Genomic DNA, 21,646 nt, shown 5'->3' with positions numbered 1-21,646 from the left:
AAAATAACACTTGGGAGTAAAAAACAAATGGTGCCCGAGGTCGGACTCGAACCGACACAAGGTTGCCCTTACCAGATTTTGAGTCTGGCGCGTCTACCAGTTTCACCACTCGGGCTTTTTAAGATTTTAAATTAAAAATATAGAATGTGAAATTATACTAAAAAAAAATTAAAGCAATATAAAAATATTTATATAGTAAATTAAAATATCTTTAAAATTGGAACTTTTTTTGCTTGCAAATAATTAAAAAATTTATTTGCGGAGCAAAATAATGAGAATCAGTAACCAGTATAACTACTACACTTCTATACAAAATTACACGGATGGTCAGTCTTTACTTAATAAATATAATTTGCAATTGCAAACAGGTCAGCTTATACAGCACTCTTGGGAAAATGCTAATATTTATATTAATGGTTCAAGATTGGAATATGAGATGGCAAATATAGGTCAGATTATTCAAGGAACGCAAGCAGCGCAAGAAATGGCAAAAAATACAGATACAGCTTTAAAAAACATTACCGAGCTTTTGGAAAAATTTAAAACACTTTTAGTAAAAGCTTCTAGTGATGGAAATTCTCAAACTTCAAGAGAAGCTATTGCAAAAGAGCTTAAACTTGTAAGAGATTCTATTGTAAATATTGCAAATACTAGTATTAATGGGCAATATTTATTTGCAGGATCTAATACAGCTACAAAACCTTTTGATAAATATGGAAATTATACTGGTAACAAAGATAATATTTTCGTAGTAAGTGGTGCTGGAACTCAAATTCCTTATAACATACCTGGTTGGGATTTATTTTTTAAACCTGATTCAAATATTAGTAAGATTATCTCTACAAATGTATCTATGATAGATGGTAGATACGATGTTAATTCTAATCCTGAGCAAAAAAAATATTTAGATGAAGAATCTAAATTTTCTTATCTTATAGGTCAAAATTATGTGAAAAATGGTGGACTTGACCCTGATAAAGATTTTGATTATGCAGATAGCAAACTACCTTTTCCAAGCTCATCTATGTATATTCAAGGTGTTAGACCTGATGGAACAAGCTTTAAAGCAACTATTAATGTAGGGCCTGAAGATAAAATAGGCGATGTTTTAGAAAATATTGGTAAATTATATGGTAATACGGATGCAAATAAAGTTGTTGAAGTAACTATGAATGATAGTGGCCAAATAGAAATTAAAAATTTACAAGAGGGTAATAGCTCTTTAGATTTTCATGCAGTTGCTATGACACCGCAACTTCAGGATGCGGAACAAATCAAAGCTTTAAGTGAAGCTGCTGCTGCTGAGGGTATTAGTATGGATGAAGTGACTAATCGTATCATGCAAGCAGCACATGGTGGAGATTTGAATAATACCAAAAGTCCAGTTACTATTGAGGTAAATGGTGAACAATTTACTGTAGATATACATAAAACAGATTTTATAAAAAGTAATATCAATGGTAATAAAACCAATGGAGCTGATTTTGATGTGCCTTTTGAAAAAGATGGCAATACTGTTTTTGGTAATGTTTCTCAAGTGATTAAAGGCACTAGTGAGTATGCTACTGATAGTACAAAACTTAGTGAAGTTTTAGCAAATGCTAATGGGGACATGAAGGGTCAAAAACTTGAAATGGAGATTACTTCTAAAAGTGGTCAAAAATATAAGGTTGAAATTGACTTAGAAAATTCCAAAGTTAGCTACCAAGATCCAAATGATCCTACTAAAACTATAAGTTTTCCTATTACTCACTCTCAATATAATGAAGCAACAGGAACTTCAGTAGGTATGCAAACAAGACCTGAGGATATTACTTATGGTCAATTAAATGATATTATAGGTATGTTTGCAAGTGATAAGGTTCCAACTACTACAATTAATGCAAATGCAAACGGAACAATAAATAATGGTGATTTTCAAACTATTCAACAAAATATAAATGATTCTAAAGATTTTGTAGAAGTTAGTATGGATTATAAGGGTCGTATAAGTATTACTGATAAATTTTCAACTAATACAAATATAGGTCTTACTTTAAAAGATTCAAATTCAAACAGTGGTTTTCCTCCAGCAGGCGAGGTAAGCAATGGTTCTGGTTTTGTATTTAGTGCAAATAACTCTTTAACTATTGATGACCCAAATATTGATTTAATTAAAGATTTAGATGAGATGATAGATGCTGTTTTAAATGGTAATATGAGAGCTGACTCAGAAGGAAGTGATCCTAGAAATACAGGTTTGCAAGGAGCATTAGAAAGGATTGATCATTTGCAAGATCATGTTAGAAAAATGCAAACAACCATAGGCGCTTACACTAATAATATAGAAGAAACAAATAAAAGAATGACTTTTTTAAATATCAATGTAGCTTCTATAAAAAGTGGTGTAACTGATGCTGATTATGGTCAGACTTATATGCAGTTTATGCAAACTATGGTTTCTTATCAAGCTATGCTTTCAGCAACCTCTAAAATTTCTCAAATTAGTTTATTAAACTACTTATAATTTTTTGATATAATAGCTTTTTTCTTTATAAAGGATATGTTATAAAAAAAGAAGCTATTTTTATTATTTTTAATATTTTTATTTTTTATTTTTGCTTAAGTTCTTTGATACCTGATCAAGCTTTAGTAAGTATTATAGGGTATTCTTTGGCAAAACTTAGTTATTTTTTATTTGGTTCATTGACTAAATTTTATCCTTTTGTCTTTTTTTGGTTTAATTATCTTTTGTATAAAAATGATTATAATTTTGAACTTATTGAGCGTAGATTTAGCGTGGCTATTTTTGCTTGTATTTTTGCTTCGCTTGTTTTTGCTTCGGCATTTTTACAAGATAAAGGTTATATAGCTTCTGCTATGTTTGTGATTTTAGATGGACTTTTTGGAAAAATAGGAAGTTTAATCTTAGTGATTTTGTTTTTAGCTTTTGCTTTTAGTATTTCTTTTCCGCAAATTATCAAAGAAGTATTTAAAATAGAGCTTGATTTTGATTTTTATTTAAAACTTGAAACTTTAATTAAAAATAAAATTTTTGGATTTTTTGGTGGTGATAAATACGAAAATGAAACCAAAGAAGAACAAGAAAAACTTAAGCAAGAGCTTTTAATCAAAGAAAAAAAAGAAGAACTCATTGAGAAAGAAGAGTTGCCAAAACAAGAGGCTCAAGAAAGTAAAAAATTCAATCTCGAAGATTTAAAAAACCAAGAATTAGAAGAAGTGGTAATTAGCGAAGAGGATAAAAAGTTAAGTTCAAGCTATATTCATGAGCTTTCAGAGCCTATTGCAAGTTTTGCTCAAAAAGCAAGTCAAATAAATATAAAGGAAGATGAAATGACCCCTGAAGAGTATTTATTAAAATACAAAAACAAAAGTGAAGATATTTATACTCAAACCTTAAAAAGTAAAAATTTAGATGAACCAAGCTATAAAAGACGTAATATAGATTTAAATGAAAATAAAGAAGAAACAATAGAAGAAAATTCCTTATTTGCCAAAGAGCTTAAAGAGCGTGAGCAAATGCTACAAAAAGCTAAATTGCTAGAAGAGTATAAAGCCTTGCAAAAAGAAAAAATTTTAGAAGAGCTTAATGAGGATTTTAAAAAAATTGAAGAATTAAATGCCATAGAAGCACAAAAAGAAGCTGAGTTTAAAAAAATTCAAAACAAAACTAGCTTTTTAGGGGTGAAAGATTTTAAAGATGAGGATTTTATCCCGCAAAATGAAGTAAAAGAATTAGATTTTAGTGAGGATGATTTTAATAAGCCTGTTAGTATAGAAGAGTTAAGAAGTAAAAAAAATTATGAAAGTCCTTTTGTAGTAGAAGAAATGCAAAATGAAGTTAAAGAAGAAAAAGTTCCATTTGAAGTTACTCAAGAGCCTATAACGGAAGTAGTAGAAAATAAAACACACTATTCTATTACTAATGAAGTGAGTGAAAATAAAGCTTTATTAAAAGATCTTGACTTTGGAAATTTTGAAAAACCAAAAGATTTTTCTTTACCACCTTTAGATTTTTTAACTATGCCAAAAGAAGGCAAAAGTGAAATCAATGAAGAAGAGATTGATAGAAAAATTTATGATTTATTGGAAAAATTAAGACGTTTTAAAATAGGTGGTGATGTAGTTAGAACTTACACAGGTCCTGTTGTGACTACTTTTGAATTTCGTCCAGCAGCAGATGTCAAAGTGAGTAAAATTTTATCTTTACAAGATGATTTAGCTATGGCTTTAAAAGCTCAAACTATAAGAATTCAAGCTCCAATTCCAGGTAAAGATGTAGTAGGGATTGAAGTACCAAATGAAAAAATTGATACGATTTACTTAAGAGAAATTTTAGAAAGTGAGGTATTTAAAAATTCTAGCTCACCTTTAACCATAGCTTTGGGTAAAGATATAGTAGGCGATCCTTTCATTACAGATCTTAAAAAACTTCCCCATCTTTTAATAGCAGGAACTACAGGAAGTGGTAAAAGTGTGGGAATTAACTCTATGCTTTTGTCTTTGCTTTATAGAAATTCACCAAAAACCTTAAGACTTATGATGATAGATCCTAAGATGCTTGAATTTAGTATTTATAATGATATACCACATTTACTTACACCGGTAATTACTGATCCCAAAAAGGCGGTAAATGCTTTATCGAATATGGTAGCTGAAATGGAGCGCAGGTATCGTTTGATGGCTGAAGCAAAAACTAAAAATATAGAAAATTACAATGAAAAAATCAAAGAACAAGGTGGCGAAATCTTACCATTTATCGTAGTGATTATTGATGAGTTGGCTGATTTAATGATGACTGCGGGTAAGGATGTAGAGTTTTATATAGGTCGTTTAGCGCAAATGGCAAGAGCAAGTGGAATTCACTTAATTGTAGCTACGCAACGCCCTTCAGTAGATGTTGTTACTGGTGTTGTAAAAGCAAATTTACCAAGTAGAATTTCTTATAAAGTAGGGCAAAAGATAGATTCTAAGGTTATTTTAGATTCTATGGGCGCTGAAAGCTTACTAGGGCGCGGGGATTGTTTATTTACCCCTCCTGGTATGAGTGGTTTAGTGCGTTTACATGCACCTTTTGCAAGTGAAAATGAAATTGAAAATATTGTAGAGTTTTTAAAAGCTCAACAAGTAGTAGAATATGATGAGAGTTTTTTAAAAGATGATAGTCAAGATGGAGCTTATAAAAGAAGTGAATTTGATGATGGGGATTTAGATGAGCTTTATGAAGAGGCAAAGGCTGTGATCTTAGAAGATAGAAAAACTAGTATTTCTTATTTGCAAAGACGCTTAAAAATAGGTTACAACCGCGCAGCAAATATCATAGAACAACTTTCACAAACAGGTGTTTTAAGTGAACCTGATGCAAAAGGGCAAAGAGAAATTTTATAATCAATTTCTTATTGCCTTATTATGATCTTTTAAAGTAGAGGTAAAAATATGCTTATTGGTTTTTTTATCTCTTACAAAGTATAAATATTCTGTTTTAGCAGGAAAAATGGCTGCCTTAATAGCTTCAAATGAAACATTACACACAGCTTCTTTTGGTATGCCATTAAATTTATAAGTATTATAAGAACTATTATCTGATCTTATTCTTTGTGGAGTAATTTTTTCATGAGAGTATTTTCCATAATTTAATGTTCCATCCATTTGAAGCTTCATACCTTTTCTTAAACGATTTCTAATCACAGATGAAACTATAGGCATTTCTTCATTGCTCGCTGCTTCTTTTTGTATAATGGACGCTATAATGATATACTCATGCCATTTTTTTTCATTATATTCTCTAAAAATTTTATAAGAAAGTTTTTTAAATTCATTTGTAGAATAAGCTAAAAGATATTTTACCAAAAGCTCTTCTGTGATACCTTTTGGAATTTTATAAGTTTCAGGAAAAAGCATACCTTCTTTAAAAGGACTTTGTTTGTAAAATTCCTGCATTAAAGTCTTGGCATTTAAATTTAATTTTGGTGCTAATTCTTCAAAGAAAATTTCAGTCGTTTCTCCAGGAATTAAAGTAATAGTTTCAAGCGCTGCTTTAGCAACGGTAAGCTTATGTAAAAATTCAACTCTATTTAATTCTTTTGTGCCTATATTTATCCAGCCAGATTGCGGATGGCCCAAAAAATATAAAGTATATTTATCAATACTGCTCATTTTATAGTTATTTTTATCTAATTGCGTTATAATCTTGCTAACAGAACCTTGTGGTATAAAAACTACAGAGTTTGTTTTTATAGGTAAAAGTAGATAATAAAAAATGGATAAAAGAAAAATTAAAATCAAATCACAACATATTAAAAAAATTCTTAAATTTTTAGCATTACCTATGATACTTTTCATTGCTTTGTTTATTTACCTCAAAAATGGAATTTACATAGAAAAATTAGAATTTTCTTCTATTAATTTGGAGAAATTATATATTAAATTAGATAAAAAACTCATTTTAAATGCTAAAAAAGTCGTAGTAAATTCTCAAAGTCAAAGTACTCAAAATGAAACTAGCGCAAGTAAAGCTGTGCAGCTTATCAAAGATGTAAAATATATTTATTGGTTTTTTCAAGAAATCAATATCGATGAAATTTTTGTTAATAACTATCCTGTGGAGTTAATTTATAAAAATAATCTATTCTTTGTAAATAGTAAAAATCTTTTAGTAAAAGTGAATTTAAAAATTAGTGATAAAAATATACAAGCTAATATTGATAATTTTCTTTTAAAAGATCACAATCTTAGTGTAATTGGTTCCCTGCTTATTAATCCTAAGACAAAATTTTATACTTTTAAAGGTAAAATTGATAGTGATTTTTTAAGAAGTGATGTTAAATTTTCACTCAAAAGAGAAGAGATTGCTTATGAATTAGAAAATATAAGCTCAAATAACATTTCACAAATTTTTGATATTTTAGTAGAAAATGGAGTGGATTTACCTTCTAATCTTGCTCTTTGGGTGGGTGGTAAGGTAAAGGCTGATTTTTATTTTATAGAAAAATTAACCGGTTTTGCAGATTTTGGAAAACATAGATATTATTTAAATGATATCAACGCTAAAGGTTATGTAAATAATTTAAAAGTAGTTTTAGATAAAGGAATAGATCCTATCGTAAGTCCTTTTGTAAGACTTGAATTTGCAAAACAAAGACTTGATTTTATTTACGATGAATTGCGTTTTAATAATTATGATTTAGCTCAAAGCCAAATTTACATAGATAATATGCTAAATGAAAAAGCAGGAATTTATATACGCATTAAAAGTGATAATGCTAGAGCTGATTATAGGGTTAATAAAATTTTGCTTTTATACGATATAAAATTACCATTTTTACAAAATAATGGTGTCACAAAGACTGATTTAACACTGAAAATTCCTTTTGATCATCCTGAGAAAACTACTTATAATGGTAGTTTTAATATTATTAATTCAAATATAAATATAAGTGATTTTAAGATAGCTCAAGCAAATGTTACTTTAAAAAAAGATAAGCTAGATATACAAAATGCAAGTGTGCAAAGTAGTATGATTAATGGTGATTTTAATGCAAGTGTTGATTTGAAGCAAAAAAAAGGTGATTTTAAAACCTTTATAACAAACTTAGAACTACCACAAGAGAGTTTAAAAATGGAAAATAAATTTCTTGATTTAAGCCTTGATTTTGATAAAAATATTAGTTTATATAATAAAGAATTTACCACAACTTTAAATTTTGATCAAGGTATGTCTGTTTATGTTGAAAAACTTGCAAAATATAAAAATTATTCTAAATTAATGCAAAAAAATAAAGTGCATGGCGGGGAATTATCTTTAAACACTTTAAATTTCCAAGATTTTAATGTAGATATTAATAATACTACTTTTGAATCATTTTTACTCTATAAAGATAACAATCCTTATGAATATGATAGTTTTAGCATAAAAATAAAAGGTAATGATTTTAATTTAACTAGTGCAAGTGGTAGTGTTTTTGCACAAAAAGATAATGATGATGTGAATATTACTTTAAATAATATTAATTTGTTAATTTCTCAGCAAGATACGGAAAATACTTTAGATACCCTTGAAAATTCAACTTATAATATTAGCGGGAAAAATATAGATTTAATTTTGAAAGATTTTAATAAAACCTTAGATTTTGATCAATTTGACGCTAAAATTAAAAAAGATTATGTGAAAGCTTGGGCAAATAGAAATGAATCTAAATTTGATTTTTTGCTTAAAGAAAATCAAATGCAAATTAGAGCTTTAAAAATGGATGATGATTTTCTAAACACCTTTATGCGTCAAAATGTTTTTGAAAAAGGTGAGTTTAATCTTTATATAGATGGTAATAGTACTGATTTTTTTAAAGGTAAGTTCTTATTTAAAGATACTTATTTAAAAGATTTGAAATTCCATCAACAGCTTTTAAGCTTTATTGATACCATACCTAGTTTGCTTTTATTTAAAGCTCCAACTTTTAATGAAAAAGGCTTTAGTGTTGAAAATGCTGGTATAAGTTTTAATCGTAAAAAAGATCTTTTTGAGATAGACGCACTTAATTTTAATGGCGATAGTGCAGATGTGCTAGGTCAAGTTAAAATCAACTTAAGAAATAATCAAGTGGACGGTTTGTTAGAGCTTAGAACGTTAAAATCGGCAAGTTCAGTTATTTCTAAAGTTCCTATCATTAATCAAATTATATTAGGCAAAGATAGACAAATTAGCACGCAAATTAAATTAAGCGGAACAGTAGAAAACCCTGAGTTTAAAACTCAACTTATTGCGCAAAGCTTGCAACTTCCTTATCATTTAATTAAAAATATTTTTGAATTGCCGGCTAATTTAGTGAAATAAATACAAAAAAGGAGAAAAAATGAAAATCACCATCATAGGTGCAGGAAATGTTGGTGTAAGCACTGCTTATGCTTTGATTTTAAGAGAGTTGGTTGATGAGCTTGTTTTAATTGATATTAATAAAGATTTGCTTTTTGCTAGAGAATTAGAATTAAGTCAGAGTATAGCCGCTTTTAATTTTGATATTAAAATAACTTGTACAGATGATTATGCACATTCAAAAGATTCTCAAGTGGTTATTTTTAGTGCGGGAGTAGCTAGAAAAGAAGGTCAAAGTAGAGATGAGCTTTTTGCTATTAATTCTAAAATTATGCTTGAGTGTGCAAAAAATATTAAAAAATTTAACAACGATCCTTTGTTTATCATAGTAAGTAACCCTGTGGATTTTTTACTTAATGCTCTTTATGAAAGCAAATTATTTTCATCAAAAAAAATCATTGCCATGGCAGGTGTTTTAGATAATGCTAGATTTAAATATGAAGTGGGTAAAAAACTAAATATAAAAACTTCTTATATAGATACTAAGCTTATAGGTTTTCACAATGATAGCATGGTTTTAGTAAAATCTCAAAGTAAAGTGCAAAATAAAGCATTAAATGAGGTTTTAAATGAATATGATCTTGCTCAAATTGAACAAGAAGTTAAAACCGGTGGTGCTAAAGTTATAAAACACTTAAAAACTTCAGCATATTTAGCCCCTGCAAGTGCTTGTGTAAGAATGATAGAAGCTTTAAAAAGTGGAGAATTTTTACCAATATGTGTGATTTTAGATGGAGAATATAATATAAAAGAAAAAGCTTTTGGTGTTATGGCAAGGATTAGTCTTGATGGGGTACTTGAAATTTTGGAGTTACAGTTAGATAACCAAGAGCAAAATATCTTAGAAAATTCTCTCATTCAGTATAATTACAAATAATTTTTAGGAGTTTTTTACTCCTAATGTTACTTTGCGTTATAAATACTTATTTGTTTTGCTTTATATTTTAAATAATATTTACTCATATTATAAATTCGCTATAATAAAAAGTTTGTTTTAAAGATAACTTTTAATAAAAAATCATTGAAAATAACAAAAATTAGAAAGGAATTTTAATGGTAGCCCCAGAAAATACACCGGTTTGGGTTGATGAAGCAAGATGTAAAGCTTGTAATATCTGTGTTAGTTATTGTCCAGCTGGAGTTTTAGCAATGAGAGATGAAATCAGCGCAGTTTTAGGACAGATGATAGAAGTGGTTCATCCTGATTCTTGTATAGGCTGTAGTGAATGTGAAAGTCATTGTCCTGATTTTGCAATTTTTGTTGCTAAAAGAGATGAATTTAAATTTGCAAAACTTACGCCAGAAGCTAAAGAAAGAGCACAAGCTATTAAAGAAAATAAATATAAAAAATTAAACGCATAGGAAAAATAATGAGAGAAGTGATATCAACAGGTAATGTTTTAGTAGCAAAAGCTGCAATTGATTGTGGCTGTAAATTTTTTGGTGGTTATCCAATTACCCCAAGTTCTGAAATAGCACATGAATTAAGTCATATGCTACCAAAAAATGATGGTACTTTTATACAAATGGAAGATGAAATTTCAGGTATTAGTGTGGCTTTGGGTGCTTCTATGAGCGGGGTAAAATCCATGACAGCAAGTAGTGGACCTGGAATTTCTTTAAAAGCTGAGCAAATTGGTTTGGGTTTTATAGCTGAAATTCCACTAGTAATTGTAAATGTTATGAGAGGTGGTCCATCAACTGGTCTTCCAACAAGAGTTGCACAAGGAGATTTATTTCAAGCAAAAGCTCCAACACACGGAGATTATGCAAGCATAGCTTTAGCTCCTGCTTCATTGGAAGAAGCTTACACTGAAACCATTAGAGCTTTTAATCTAGCTGAAAAATACATGACACCAGTATTTTTACTTTTAGATGAAACTATAGGACATATGAATGGTAAGGCAAAATTACCTGATTTAGAAGAATTAGAAATTATCAACCGTAAAAAATTTACGGGCGATAAAAAAGATTATAAACCTTATGCAGCAGGGGAAAATGAAGCTGCTACGCTAAATCCTTTCTTTGAAGGTTATCGTTATCATATCACAGGGCTTCATCATGGAGATATAGGTTTTCCAACTGAAGATGGAGCGATAGTAGATAAAAATATAAAAAGATTATTTGGTAAAATCAAAAATAATACCGATGAAATTTGCACTTATGAAGAGTTTATGTGTGATGATGCGCAGTTTTTAATCATTGCTTATGGAAGCGTTGCAAGATCTGCCAAAGAAGCTATCTTAAGACTTAGAGAAGAGGGTTTAAAAGTAGGACTTTTTAGACCAATCACGCTTTATCCAGTAGCTGAGAAAAAAATAACTCAAGTGGTATCTAAATTTGAAAAAGTTATGGTAAGTGAGCTTAATATGGGGCAATATTTAGAAGAAATTCAAAGAGTAAGTAAAAGAGATGATTTTATTAGCTTGCACCGTGCAAATGGTCGCCCTATAACCCCAAGTGAAATTATTGCTAAAGTAAAGGAGAATATGTAAAATGGCTTTTAATTATGATGAATATTTAAGAGTAGATAAACTTCCAACACAATGGTGCTGGGGTTGTGGGGATGGCGTTGTTTTAAAAGCTATTATTAGAGCTATTCAAAAACTTGGCTGGAATATGGATGATGTTTGCTTAGTTTCTGGTATAGGTTGTAGTGGTAGAATGAGTTCTTATGTAAATTGTAATACAGTGCATACTACCCATGGTAGAGCTATTGCTTATGCAACAGGGATTAAACTAGCAAATCCTAAAAAACATGTAATTGTAGTAAGCGGAGATGGTGATACGTTAGCAATTGGTGGAAATCACACCATTCATGGATGTAGAAGAAATATAGATTTAACCCATATTTTAATCAATAATTTTATTTATGGTCTTACAAATTCACAAACTTCGCCAACTACCCCGCAAGGCTTTTATACTGTTACTGCTCAAGCAGGTAATATAGACCCAAATTTTGATGCTTGTGAGCTTACTAAAGCTGCAGGAGCTTCTTTTGTAGCAAGAACAAATGTTATAGAGGCAAATAAACTTGAAAATATCATTTTTAAAGCTTTATCGCACAAGGGTTATAGTTTTGTAGATGTATTTTCAAACTGCCATATTAATCTTGGTAGAAAAAATAAAATGGGCGAAGCTGTAAGCATGCTTGATTGGATTAAAAATCGTTGTGTTGAAAAGTCTAAATTTGAACAATTAGACTATGAGCAAAAAGCAGATAAATTTCCTACAGGAATTTTACACCAAGATGAAAGCAAGGTAGAATATTGTGAAGCTTATGAAGAGGTTAGAAGAGCTTTGAAAGAAAAAAGAATGGTTGATTTAGGAGCATTAAAATGAAATATCAATTAAGATTTTGCGGTGAAGGTGGACAAGGGGTTATCACTGCAGGTGAAATTTTAGCTAAAGCTGCCATTAAAGAAGGACGCAATGCTTTTAAAGCTTCTACTTATACTTCTCAAGTTAGAGGTGGGCCAACTAAGGTTGATATTATCATTGATGAAAATGAAATCTTTTTTCCTTATGCAGTAGAAGGTGAAGTTAGTTTTATGCTTTCAACTGCTGATAAGGGTTATCATAGTTTTAAAGATGGTGTTAGTAATGGTGGCGTTATAATTGTAGAGCCAAATTTAGTTCATCCAAGCAAAGAAGATTATGCTAGATGGAAAATTTTTGAAATTCCTATTATTACTATAGCTAAAGAAGAAGTAGGTAATGTAGCTACTCAATCAGTTGTTGCTCTAGCTATAGCTGCTTATATGAGTAAATGTATTGATATTGATGCATTAAAACAAACTATGCTTGATATGGTACCTGCAAAAACTAAAGAAGCAAATGCTAAAGCTTTTGATTTAGGTATAGAATACGCTAAAAAAGCACAAGTAGTTTCTTGATTTTTCAAGAAACTCTCCTTATAAAATAATATTTATTAAATTATCGTTATAATATTTTCCATTTTAAGCAAAAAGGTAAAATAATGAAAGAGCTAAATGGCTCGCAAATGATTTGTGAAGCATTAAAAGAAGAAAATGTTAAAGTAGTTTTTGGTTATCCCGGTGGTGCGGCTTTAAATATTTATGATGAAATTTATAAGCAAACTCATTTTAAACACATTTTAGTAAGACACGAGCAAGCAGCCTTGCATAGTGCTGATGCTTATGCTAGAATGAGTGGTGAGGTTGGTGTGGCAGTAGTTACAAGTGGACCTGGTTTTACTAATACAGTTACAGGTTTAGCTACTGCTTATAGTGATTCTATACCTTTAGTTTTAATTTCAGCTCAAGTTGCAAATTCTTTAATAGGAACAGATGCTTTTCAAGAAATTGATGCTATAGGTATTTCAAGACCTTGTGTAAAGCATAATTATTTAGTAAAAAATATCGAAGAATTACCTAAAATTTTAAAAGAAGCTTTTTATATTGCTACAACAGGTAGAAAAGGGCCTGTGCATATTGATATACCAAAAGATGTTACTGCTGCTATAGGTAAATGGCATTATCCTAAAGAAATTTCTATGAAAACTTATAAACCAACCTATAAAGGAAATATCAAACAAATTAAAAAATTAGTAAGTTTGATTAAAAATGCTCAAAAACCTTTATTTTACTTAGGTGGAGGTTGTATAGCTTCTAATGCTAGTGATGAATTAAGAGAATTAATTCATTTTTGTCAAATTCCTGCAGTTGAAACCTTGATGGCTCTAGGAACTTTAAGAAGTGATGATGAGCTTAATTTAAAAATGGCAGGCATGCATGGGAGTTATTGTGCAAATATTGCTTTAAGTGAGTGTGATTTACTCATTGCTGTGGGCGCTAGGTTTGATGATAGGATTACTGGTAAAACAAGTGAATTTGCTAAGGGTGCAAAAATCGTTCATATTGATATAGATCCAAGCTCTATTTCTAAAATCATCGAAGCGCATTTTCCTATAGTTGGGGATATTAAAAGTGTTATTTTAGATACCTTAGAAGAATTAAAAAAAGAAAGTTTTGATAATACAAAATACCAAGAATGGTTTAAAACTTTACAAAGATATCAGCAATTATATCCTTTAATCTATGAAGACAGTGATGAAGTTTTAAAACCTCAATGGGTTATAGAAGAATGTGCTAGATTAGCTCCTGATGCAAGGATAATTACTGATGTAGGACAGCATCAAATGTGGGTAGCACAATTTTATCCGTTTAATTATGCAAGACAACTTGCAACAAGTGGTGGGCAAGGAACTATGGGGTATTCTTTACCAGCTGCGCTTGGAGCTAAATTAGCTGTGGATGAAGAAGTGGTGGTAAATTTTGTAGGCGATGGTTCTTTTTTAATGAATATCCAAGAGCTAATGACAGCAAGTGCTTATGGAATTAAAGTGATTAATATCATTTTAAATAATTCTTTTTTAGGCATGGTAAGACAATGGCAAAGTATGTTCTATAAAGAAAGATTTTCTAATACAGATTTAACAAGCCAGCCTGATTTTGTCACTATTGCTAAAGGTTTTCATTGTGAGGGTTATAATGTCTTTAGTAAAGAAGAATTTCAAAAAGCTTTTAAAGTAGCCTTAGAATCTAAAAAAACTTGTGTTTTAAATGTAGCTATAGATCGTTATGAAGATGTATTGCCTATGGTACCTGCAGGTGGAGCTATTTATAATATGATTTTACCTAGCTATAAAAACAAGGATAAAAAATGAAAAGAAGAGTAATTTCTGTCATTGTATTAAATGAGCATGGGGTATTATCACGCGTTGTTGGACTTTTTTCAGGACGTGGTTATAATATAGAATCTCTTACAGTTGCACCACTTGATGATAAAGAATTTTCAAGAATAAATATCGTTACTTTAGGTAATGAAAAAGTTTTTGAGCAAATTATTAAACAACTTCATAAACTCATACCTACTTATAAGGTGATTGATTCTAGTGATTTTATAGAAAAAGAAACAGCTTTGGTAAAGATTGCTTTAAATGAAAATTTTGCAGGCTTAGATGCTATATTAAAAGCTTATAATGGCAGTGTAACTTATAGTGATGATGAGTTTATTATAGTAATGGCAAGTGATAATGCAAAAAATATCGATAACTTTTTAAAAACCATGAAAAAGTATAATCCTATTAGTGTAGTTAGAAGTGGTTCTATTTTAATGGAGGTAAAATGAAAATTAGTGAAATTGCTAAATTTTTAGGCATAGAATATTGTGGAGATGATATAGAAATTACAGCTTTAAATTCATTAAATAATGCAAGTTTTACTGAACTTAGTTATTGTGATGGAGAAAAAAACTCTAAAAAAATTGCAAGTAGTGGAGCTGGGGCTATATTAGTCTCCAAAGAATTTGAAAATTTAGTTTCAAAAGATTGCATTAAGCTAGTCGTTGATAATCCACATTTATCTTTTGCGCTTTTAAGTAAGCTTTTTGCCAAACCTTTAATCTCTAGTGAAAAGAAAAATTCTAAAATTGCCAAAAGTGCCAAGATTATGCCAAATGTTTATATAGGCGAAAATGTCCAAATAGCTGATCATGTGGTGATAATGGCAGGTGCTTATATAGGCGATAATGTAAGTATAGGTGAATATACTATAATCCATCCAAATGTTGTGATTTATAATGATACTAAAATAGGTAAAAAATGTCATTTACTGGCAAATTGTGTTATAGGTAGTGATGGTTTTGGTTATGCGCATACAAAAAATGGCGAGCATTATAAGATTTATCATAATGGAAATGTTATTTTAGAAGATTTTGTGGAAGTTGGAGCTTGTACGACTATCGATAGAGCGGTTTTTGAAAGTACTATCATAAAGCAAGGCACAAAGATTGATAATCTTGTTCAAGTAGGGCATAATTGTGAAGTAGGGGAGAATTGTCTTATAGTGGCTCAAAGTGGAATTTCAGGCTCAAGTATTTTAGGTAAAAATGTCACTATGGGTGGACAAAGTGCTACAAGTGGGCATTTAGAAATAGGAGATTTTGCTACCATAGCCGCAAGAGGTGGGGTCACTAAAAATTTAGAAGGTGCTAGGGTTTATGGTGGTTTTCCTATTATGCTTCAAAAAGATTGGTTGAAATTTCAAGCAAAAATTATCACAGCTTTTAGGGATAAACATGAGTAAAAAAGTATTTAAAACTATAGAGTTACATGGTAGCAAAAGTGGAGAAATAAGTCTTTGTAATCTTTCTAATCCTTATGGTATAGGAAGTAATGATGTCTTAAGTATAGGTGTGGCTTTAAAAAAAGAAAATGGAATAGATTGGAAAGTTCATATTCCTTATGAAAATTTAAAAGATCTTATTCTAGCACTTCAAGAAATAGAAAAAAGTAAAGCCTAGTTTAAAAACTAGGCGTATTTAAATCCCGTTTTCTTCCTGCACTTACAATTAAAACAAAATTAAGTACAATCAAAACATATACAAAAGTTGGTATAGGAAAAGCATCGCCATTTGCATAAGAATGAAGCCCAGAAAGGTAAAAATTTACTCCAAAATAAGTCATTAATATACTATAAAAGGCTAAAACGCTAGCACTTGCAAAAACAAAAATAAAATAAGTTTTGAAAATAAATCTTAAGTGTAATACCATGGTATAAACTACAATAGAAATCAAAGCCCAAGTTTCTTTTGGATCCCAACCCCAATATCTTCCCCAGCTTTCATTGGCCCAAACTCCACCTAAAAAATTTCCTATCGTGAGCATTGCAAGTCCTATTATCATAGACATTTCATTAACGCAGTGTAGTTTAGTGATGTTTAAATCTATGTTTTTATTTTTACCTCTTAAGGTAAAAAGAATCAAACTTAAAATCCCTATAATAAAACAAAGCGCTAAAAATCCATAGCTTGCTGTTATAATTGAAACATGAATATTAAGCCAATATGATTTTAAAACAGGTACTAAATTCCCAATTTGAGGATCCATAAAGCCAAGATGAGCTACAAAAAGTGAAATACCTGCTAAAAAGCTCGCACCACATAAGGCTAAGAGTGATTTTCTAAAAAATATCACAGCACTTATCGCACAAGCAAAAGCTATGTAAATCATACTTTCATAAGCATTACTCCAAGGAGCGTGCCCACCTACATACCAACGAATGATTAAAGCTAGTGCATGTATGATTACACATATGCTTAAAATGATGTAAAAAAATCTATATACAAAGGCAGATAAAGAAATATTTTTTAATATAGTATAAAAACTTAAGAAGAAAAATACTAATGCAAAGCTAATATAAACAAAAGTTAGATTATCAAAGATATTATAATGATTAAGCAACATTTCAAGATCTAATCTTTCTTTTGGCGGTAAAACATTGCTTCCATAATGATTTTGAAAGTCTTTTAAAGATTGTAAAATTTCATTTGCATCTTGCCATTGATTATTTTCAATACCATTGCGAACTTGTAAAAAATAGCTAACTAAAAGCATTTGCAAACGTTCTACATCTTCTTTTGCAAAAGGTAAAATTTGTACCGGTGAGTACCATTTTAAACTTTGCTCATTAATATCAGGAAAAATAGTTAAAGCTTGACCACTATAAATATAATATGCATGATTTATTTTTTCATCTAAAGCTAGCAAATCTTTATCAAAGCTAGTTCTTAGTGAGGGCTTTTTGCGATTAGCTTCCTCAACATAATTGCTAAGCTTATATATCCCATTATCAAACACATCATCAAATGCTATGTATTTTTCATTTATATCTGTGCCTATTAATTCTCTTAGCTTGCCTGTTTTTGTAGCTATCATTTTGATTTTTCTAAATTCTTTAGGATAAATCATCATTGCTAGAAAAATTTGATCATAGTGAAGATTTAAAAATTTTTCTTTTTGAGTGATTTTATAAACAAACTCCATTGCCAAAGTATCTAAAGGTTTGATTCTACCATTATGATCTTGCGCAAGTAATCTTGCAAAATTTAAAGAATGTTCATAGGAATTTTTTTGCAAATTTGAGATTAAATTTAAAATTTCATTTTTATTTTCTTGTGCAAAAAGTGGAGTTTGTAAATTTGCAAAAAGCAAAATAAACAATACAAAACTTTGACCTTTTTTTAAATAAATGCTTAAACGATGAAATCTTGAGTTTTCATCAAATAAAACCCATAAAAATCCCAAAATCAATAAAGTATAGCCTATATAAGTAGGGATTTTACCAGGATCTTTATTGACTGAGAGTATAGTGCCTTGCTCATCTTGATCATAAGAACTTTGAAAAAATCTATATCCACCATAATCAAGAACATTATTCATAAAAATATCATAATCTAATTTAATATTATTTTGCTCATCTATGATTTGAATTTTTGAAGTATAAGAAGATGGACTCATAGAGCCTAAATAACGCTCTAGTATAAAATCTTTTAAGTGTAATGCAAAAGGAAGCTTAATTTCTCTTGGCCCCCAATTGATAGTAAAATCTTTTCCTTGTAGGTTAAAATGCACTGCTTGTTTGTTTGTAAAATTTGGATTTAAGGTTATTTGCGTATTTGCTTTTTGATAAGTAATATTTAATTTTAAGCTAGCAGGTGTGATAGAATCTTTTTGTGGAATATATTTGATAGAACTTATGATTAATTTTTCGCCATTTAAGTCTATAGTTTTTTCAAAATGCTTTTGAGTTAGCGGGGTAAAGCTAATAGGAAATTCAAAACTAGCATTAGTATCAAAATCAGTAATTTTTATAAATTCTTCTCTAGTAACTATGGTGCTAGAGCTTTGATTTTCTCTTATATGCATTCCACCTTCTAAGCCAAAATATCTAGTAAGTCCAGCACCGATTAAAATCACTATAAAAGATAAGTGTAAAAGCAAGATAGAGTATTTTTTCTTTTGAAAAAGCTTATTATAAAATATCACTCCGATTAAATTTAAACCTAGTAATAAATGCAACATATCAAACCAAGCATTATTATAAATTAAAGCTTTAGCCGCGCTAATACCAAAATCATTTTCTATGAAAGTTGCTACAGCACAAGCTATAGCATATATACTCATTAGTAAAAAACTCATTGCAAAAGAAAAAAAATACTGCATTTTTAACCTTTAAATATTATTTTCTTTATAAAAATGTATAAGTTTTTGTGCTATGGTTGCTTCGTCTAAATTTTGATTTTCTTTTTGGTTTAAAAACTCCATTGTAGCGCTTAATCTTTTTGCGCTAATAAAACCAGGATAATTTAGCAAAGTTTGGCTGTTTTTGTTTAAAATTACAATAGTAGGGGTGGCTACTATATCATAAATACTAGAAAGTTCGGCTGTACTTAAGTCGCTTTTGTGATTTTTATAAAATGTATGAATTTTTTTATAGCTTATATTTATATAATATGAGCTGTATTTTTCTTTTATAAGTTCTTGTATTTTTTTATCATTCTTAATTTCTTCTTTTAATTTATCACAATAAAGGCAATGATTTGCGCTGAAAATGATTAAAATGTTTTTATCATCACTTTTTATATTTGCATTATCTTTAAATAAATGAGCTATTTCTTCATAAGATTTTTTATCTAAATCATTTGCTTTTTGCAAATTTTCTTTAGAAAATTGTGTGCCACTTGAGATTAAATTAGAATCAAGTTTTTCTTCATTAGAACAAGCTATAAAAAAAATACTTAAAAAACTAAGTGTGAGTATTGTTTTAAACATTTAAAATCCTTGAAAAAGTTAGGAAAAGTCCTTATTCGCTATTATAGCGAATAAGGTTATAAGATAGTGTTAAAGAAAGTATAAAGCATTAAAAATAAAAATACCAAACCAGTGATTAGCATTGCAAAACCTGCAAGTTTAGCTAGCCATTGATATGCTTTGAAGTTACTTTTATTTTCATATAACGTGCTTAATTTTCCACTTTCTTTTAAGCGTTTATACCATACGCTTCTTTCTTGTTTAATCTCTTCTTCACTAATACTTCCTGAGAAAATCACCATATCCATAGGGAAGCGATCTGCTCTAAAATGTGTATTAAAGAAGTGAATTGCAAAAATAAATCCTGTAGCAAGTAAAGCTTCATCAGAGTGAAGTAGGGTTGCTAAGTTGATTGCTTCACCTGGTAAAAATTTACCAAAGAAAGCAGGAAACCATAAAATAAGCCCTGAAATACCAATGATAAACATACCCCAAAATACTGCTAAATAATCAAATTTTTCCCAATAAGTCCAGCGGTCAAATTGCGGTCTTGGTCCAAAACCAAAAAACCATTTAAAATGATCTTTCATATCTTTAAAATCTTGCCAATTTGGCATTAAAGAATCAGGACCAAAAGTAGCTTTTAAAACTTTCATAAAGCTTATTTTACCAGTGATTGGATCTCTTGCTACATCACGGCGTTTCCAATTTACAATGATGATTTCTCCAATGTGAGAGAAAAATACTGCAAACATTACTATAGCTGAAATATGATGTATGGTTGCTGCATTAATGATATCTCCACCCATTAAATCAATCATAGGTTTAGCCCACGCTGAATCATAGAATTTTTGTGGTAAGCCTGAGAAAGCAAGACCCAAAAAGCTAGCTGCCATAAAGAAATGTTGAATTCTATGGAAAGTACTAAATCTTCTTACTCTTACTTTATCTTCATGCGCTGCTTTTCTTGCTTCTTTCCATTCTTTAGGATATTTTATACGCATAGTAATTAAACGCAAGCACCAAAGTATAGTATGGGCTCCAAAGAAAACAAATACAGAAATCACCAAAATAGTCATGAATATATAAGCACCATGTAACCCAGGATATTTTTCACCATCGCTATGATCAGCATGCGCCATCCAATTTACGAAATTTTCATTTGCATTTGGATGACATGATTTACAAGTTTGAACACGGTTTATTGGCGAGAGGGTTGAGTTTCTTTCGCTTGATTTTAATATATTGTGTTTACCATGACAATCAGAACAAGTAGCAACACTTGGAGTTTCACCTGGTGTGCTTAATACCATACCTTTACCATGGAAAGTCATATGAAAAGTTGTGCTTTTTTGTTTATGGCATTGTGCGCACTTTTGATCGACTAATTGTTTTTGTGAATAAATTCCTGAATGTTTTGGAGTGATATGAACAGAGTGACAAGTCGCACAAGATGGTTTTTCTTTTTTCTTTTGTGTATCTTGAGCAGGTAAGAACTCTTGCACCCCATGAGCACTCTTTGCTAAAGCATTACTTGCTTTTTCATGGCAAGTTGCGCATTTTTGATTGATTAAGTTTTTACTTGCTGCAATATCAACTCTAATGCCTTTACCTTTTTGAGCATGACAATCACGACAAGATGGGGTATTGCTAAATTTAAATCTTGAGTGAATAGTATCTTTAAACTCGATAATTTCTTTAGCTTTTTCCCATTTAACTGTATCTATTTTTTCAACTTTTCTACCTGAAGTTACCCATGATTCAATGCCATCAAGCATTACAACAGAGTTCTTATAGCCAAGTTCTATAGCAACTGCGGCAGCTTGAGAAGCTTCAAATCTAAAACGATTTAAACCATAAAATACTAAATTTGCATTTTTATCATTAGGTAGTAAATTTTGCCAATTTTCCACATAGGTTGATATGGAATTAGGTATATATCCATTAGCTTGTCTATCTTGCTCTGAATTGACATCAAAAAAATAAGTATTGTTTTGATCTAGCATTTCTTGAGCTTGCGCTAAGCTAATACTTTTTACACCTTCTATTGAGCCTATTTCTCCATTAGCCTCAGCAAAAATAAATCCTGATGGCATAAAAAGAGTAAAAAGGACAATAAAAAGTCGAGTGATTAAATTTTTCAAGACTAGCTCCTTATTTGA

Annotated in this window: 15 protein-coding genes, 1 tRNA gene and 1 pseudogene; 12 read left to right on the top strand and 5 right to left on the bottom strand. The window is 29.9% G+C overall.

Annotated features, from left to right (window positions below; translation table 11 throughout):
- Positions 1–28 precede the first annotated feature (28 nt).
- A tRNA-Leu gene (locus CD56_RS04480) sits at positions 29–115 on the bottom strand.
- Positions 116–271: 156 nt separating this feature from the next.
- On the opposite strand from CD56_RS04480, the gene flgL reads away from it, so the two are divergent.
- Both flgL and CD56_RS08530 read left to right on the top strand, forming a co-directional pair.
- Positions 272–2,506, top strand: a complete 2,235-nt coding sequence (flgL, locus tag CD56_RS04475; RefSeq protein ID WP_047208316.1) for a flagellar hook-associated protein FlgL — start codon at positions 272–274, stop codon at positions 2,504–2,506.
- 1,427 nt (positions 2,507–3,933) lie between these two features.
- Positions 3,934–5,388 (top strand): annotated as a pseudogene (locus CD56_RS08530) (DNA translocase FtsK); the annotation flags it as partial.
- Here CD56_RS08530 and mltG read toward each other — a convergent pair.
- Positions 5,389–6,342 carry an endolytic transglycosylase MltG gene (gene mltG, locus CD56_RS04465; RefSeq protein WP_047208315.1) on the bottom strand — a complete coding sequence of 318 codons (954 nt, stop codon included), beginning with the start codon at positions 6,340–6,342 and terminating at the stop codon, positions 5,389–5,391. It abuts the pseudogene before it with no gap.
- On the opposite strand from mltG, the gene CD56_RS04460 reads away from it, so the two are divergent.
- From CD56_RS04460 to CD56_RS04415, 10 genes are all read left to right on the top strand, one after another.
- A complete protein-coding gene (locus CD56_RS04460) occupies positions 6,329–8,830 on the top strand; it encodes a YhdP family protein (protein WP_047208314.1) in 2,502 nt (833 codons plus the stop codon). The genes mltG and CD56_RS04460 overlap by 14 nt on opposite strands.
- Positions 8,831–8,849: 19 nt before the next feature.
- Positions 8,850–9,746, top strand: coding sequence for a malate dehydrogenase (locus tag CD56_RS04455; RefSeq protein WP_039628360.1), 897 nt, complete (start codon positions 8,850–8,852; stop codon positions 9,744–9,746).
- A 170-nt stretch (positions 9,747–9,916) separates the two neighbouring features.
- On the top strand, positions 9,917–10,231 hold the full coding sequence (locus CD56_RS04450) for a 2-oxoglutarate:acceptor oxidoreductase, delta subunit (protein ID WP_039628359.1): 315 nt from the start codon (positions 9,917–9,919) through the stop codon (positions 10,229–10,231).
- A gap of 8 nt (positions 10,232–10,239) precedes the next feature.
- Positions 10,240–11,364, top strand: coding sequence for a 2-oxoglutarate synthase subunit alpha (locus CD56_RS04445; RefSeq protein ID WP_047208313.1), 1,125 nt, complete (start codon positions 10,240–10,242; stop codon positions 11,362–11,364).
- A 1-nt stretch (position 11,365) separates the two neighbouring features.
- On the top strand, positions 11,366–12,211 hold the full coding sequence (locus tag CD56_RS04440) for a 2-oxoglutarate ferredoxin oxidoreductase subunit beta (RefSeq protein ID WP_039628357.1): 846 nt from the start codon (positions 11,366–11,368) through the stop codon (positions 12,209–12,211).
- Positions 12,208–12,765 (top strand): 2-oxoacid:acceptor oxidoreductase family protein, encoded by a 558-nt coding sequence (locus CD56_RS04435; RefSeq protein WP_047208312.1) that lies wholly within the window; start codon positions 12,208–12,210, stop codon positions 12,763–12,765. Before CD56_RS04440 ends, CD56_RS04435 begins: the two co-directional genes overlap by 4 nt.
- An 83-nt stretch (positions 12,766–12,848) precedes the next feature.
- Positions 12,849–14,558, top strand: a complete 1,710-nt coding sequence (locus CD56_RS04430; protein ID WP_047208311.1) for an acetolactate synthase large subunit — start codon at positions 12,849–12,851, stop codon at positions 14,556–14,558.
- Positions 14,555–15,022: an acetolactate synthase small subunit gene (ilvN, locus tag CD56_RS04425; RefSeq protein ID WP_047208310.1), complete on the top strand. Its 468-nt coding sequence runs from the start codon at positions 14,555–14,557 to the stop codon at positions 15,020–15,022. The genes CD56_RS04430 and ilvN overlap by 4 nt, the downstream gene beginning before the upstream one ends.
- Positions 15,019–15,978, top strand: coding sequence for a UDP-3-O-(3-hydroxymyristoyl)glucosamine N-acyltransferase (lpxD, locus tag CD56_RS04420; RefSeq protein WP_039628355.1), 960 nt, complete (start codon positions 15,019–15,021; stop codon positions 15,976–15,978). Before ilvN ends, lpxD begins: the two co-directional genes overlap by 4 nt.
- Entirely contained in the window at positions 15,971–16,195 is a 225-nt protein-coding gene (locus tag CD56_RS04415) for a hypothetical protein (RefSeq protein WP_039618362.1), read from the top strand. Before lpxD ends, CD56_RS04415 begins: the two co-directional genes overlap by 8 nt.
- A 1-nt stretch (position 16,196) precedes the next feature.
- Here the strand turns inward: CD56_RS04415 and ccsA are convergent, their stop codons facing one another.
- Genes ccsA through CD56_RS04400 form a run of 3 tightly spaced genes read right to left on the bottom strand, consistent with a single transcriptional unit; the run spans position 16,197 to position 21,580 of the window.
- Entirely contained in the window at positions 16,197–18,896 is a 2,700-nt protein-coding gene (gene ccsA, locus CD56_RS04410; protein WP_047208309.1) for a cytochrome c biogenesis protein, read from the bottom strand.
- 9 nt (positions 18,897–18,905) lie between these two features.
- Positions 18,906–19,505, bottom strand: a complete 600-nt coding sequence (locus tag CD56_RS04405) for a SoxW family protein (RefSeq protein WP_039628353.1) — start codon at positions 19,503–19,505, stop codon at positions 18,906–18,908.
- A 56-nt stretch (positions 19,506–19,561) separates the two neighbouring features.
- Positions 19,562–21,580, bottom strand: coding sequence for a rhodanese-like domain-containing protein (locus CD56_RS04400; protein ID WP_047208790.1), 2,019 nt, complete (start codon positions 21,578–21,580; stop codon positions 19,562–19,564).
- Positions 21,581–21,646: the final 66 nt, after the last annotated feature.

The sequence above is a fragment of the Campylobacter lari genome, assembly GCF_001017575.1.
Lineage (GTDB): Bacteria > Campylobacterota > Campylobacteria > Campylobacterales > Campylobacteraceae > Campylobacter_D > Campylobacter_D lari_C.
The sequence above is the reverse complement of the archived record's forward strand: the minus strand, read 5'-3'. Positions and strand labels throughout refer to the sequence as shown.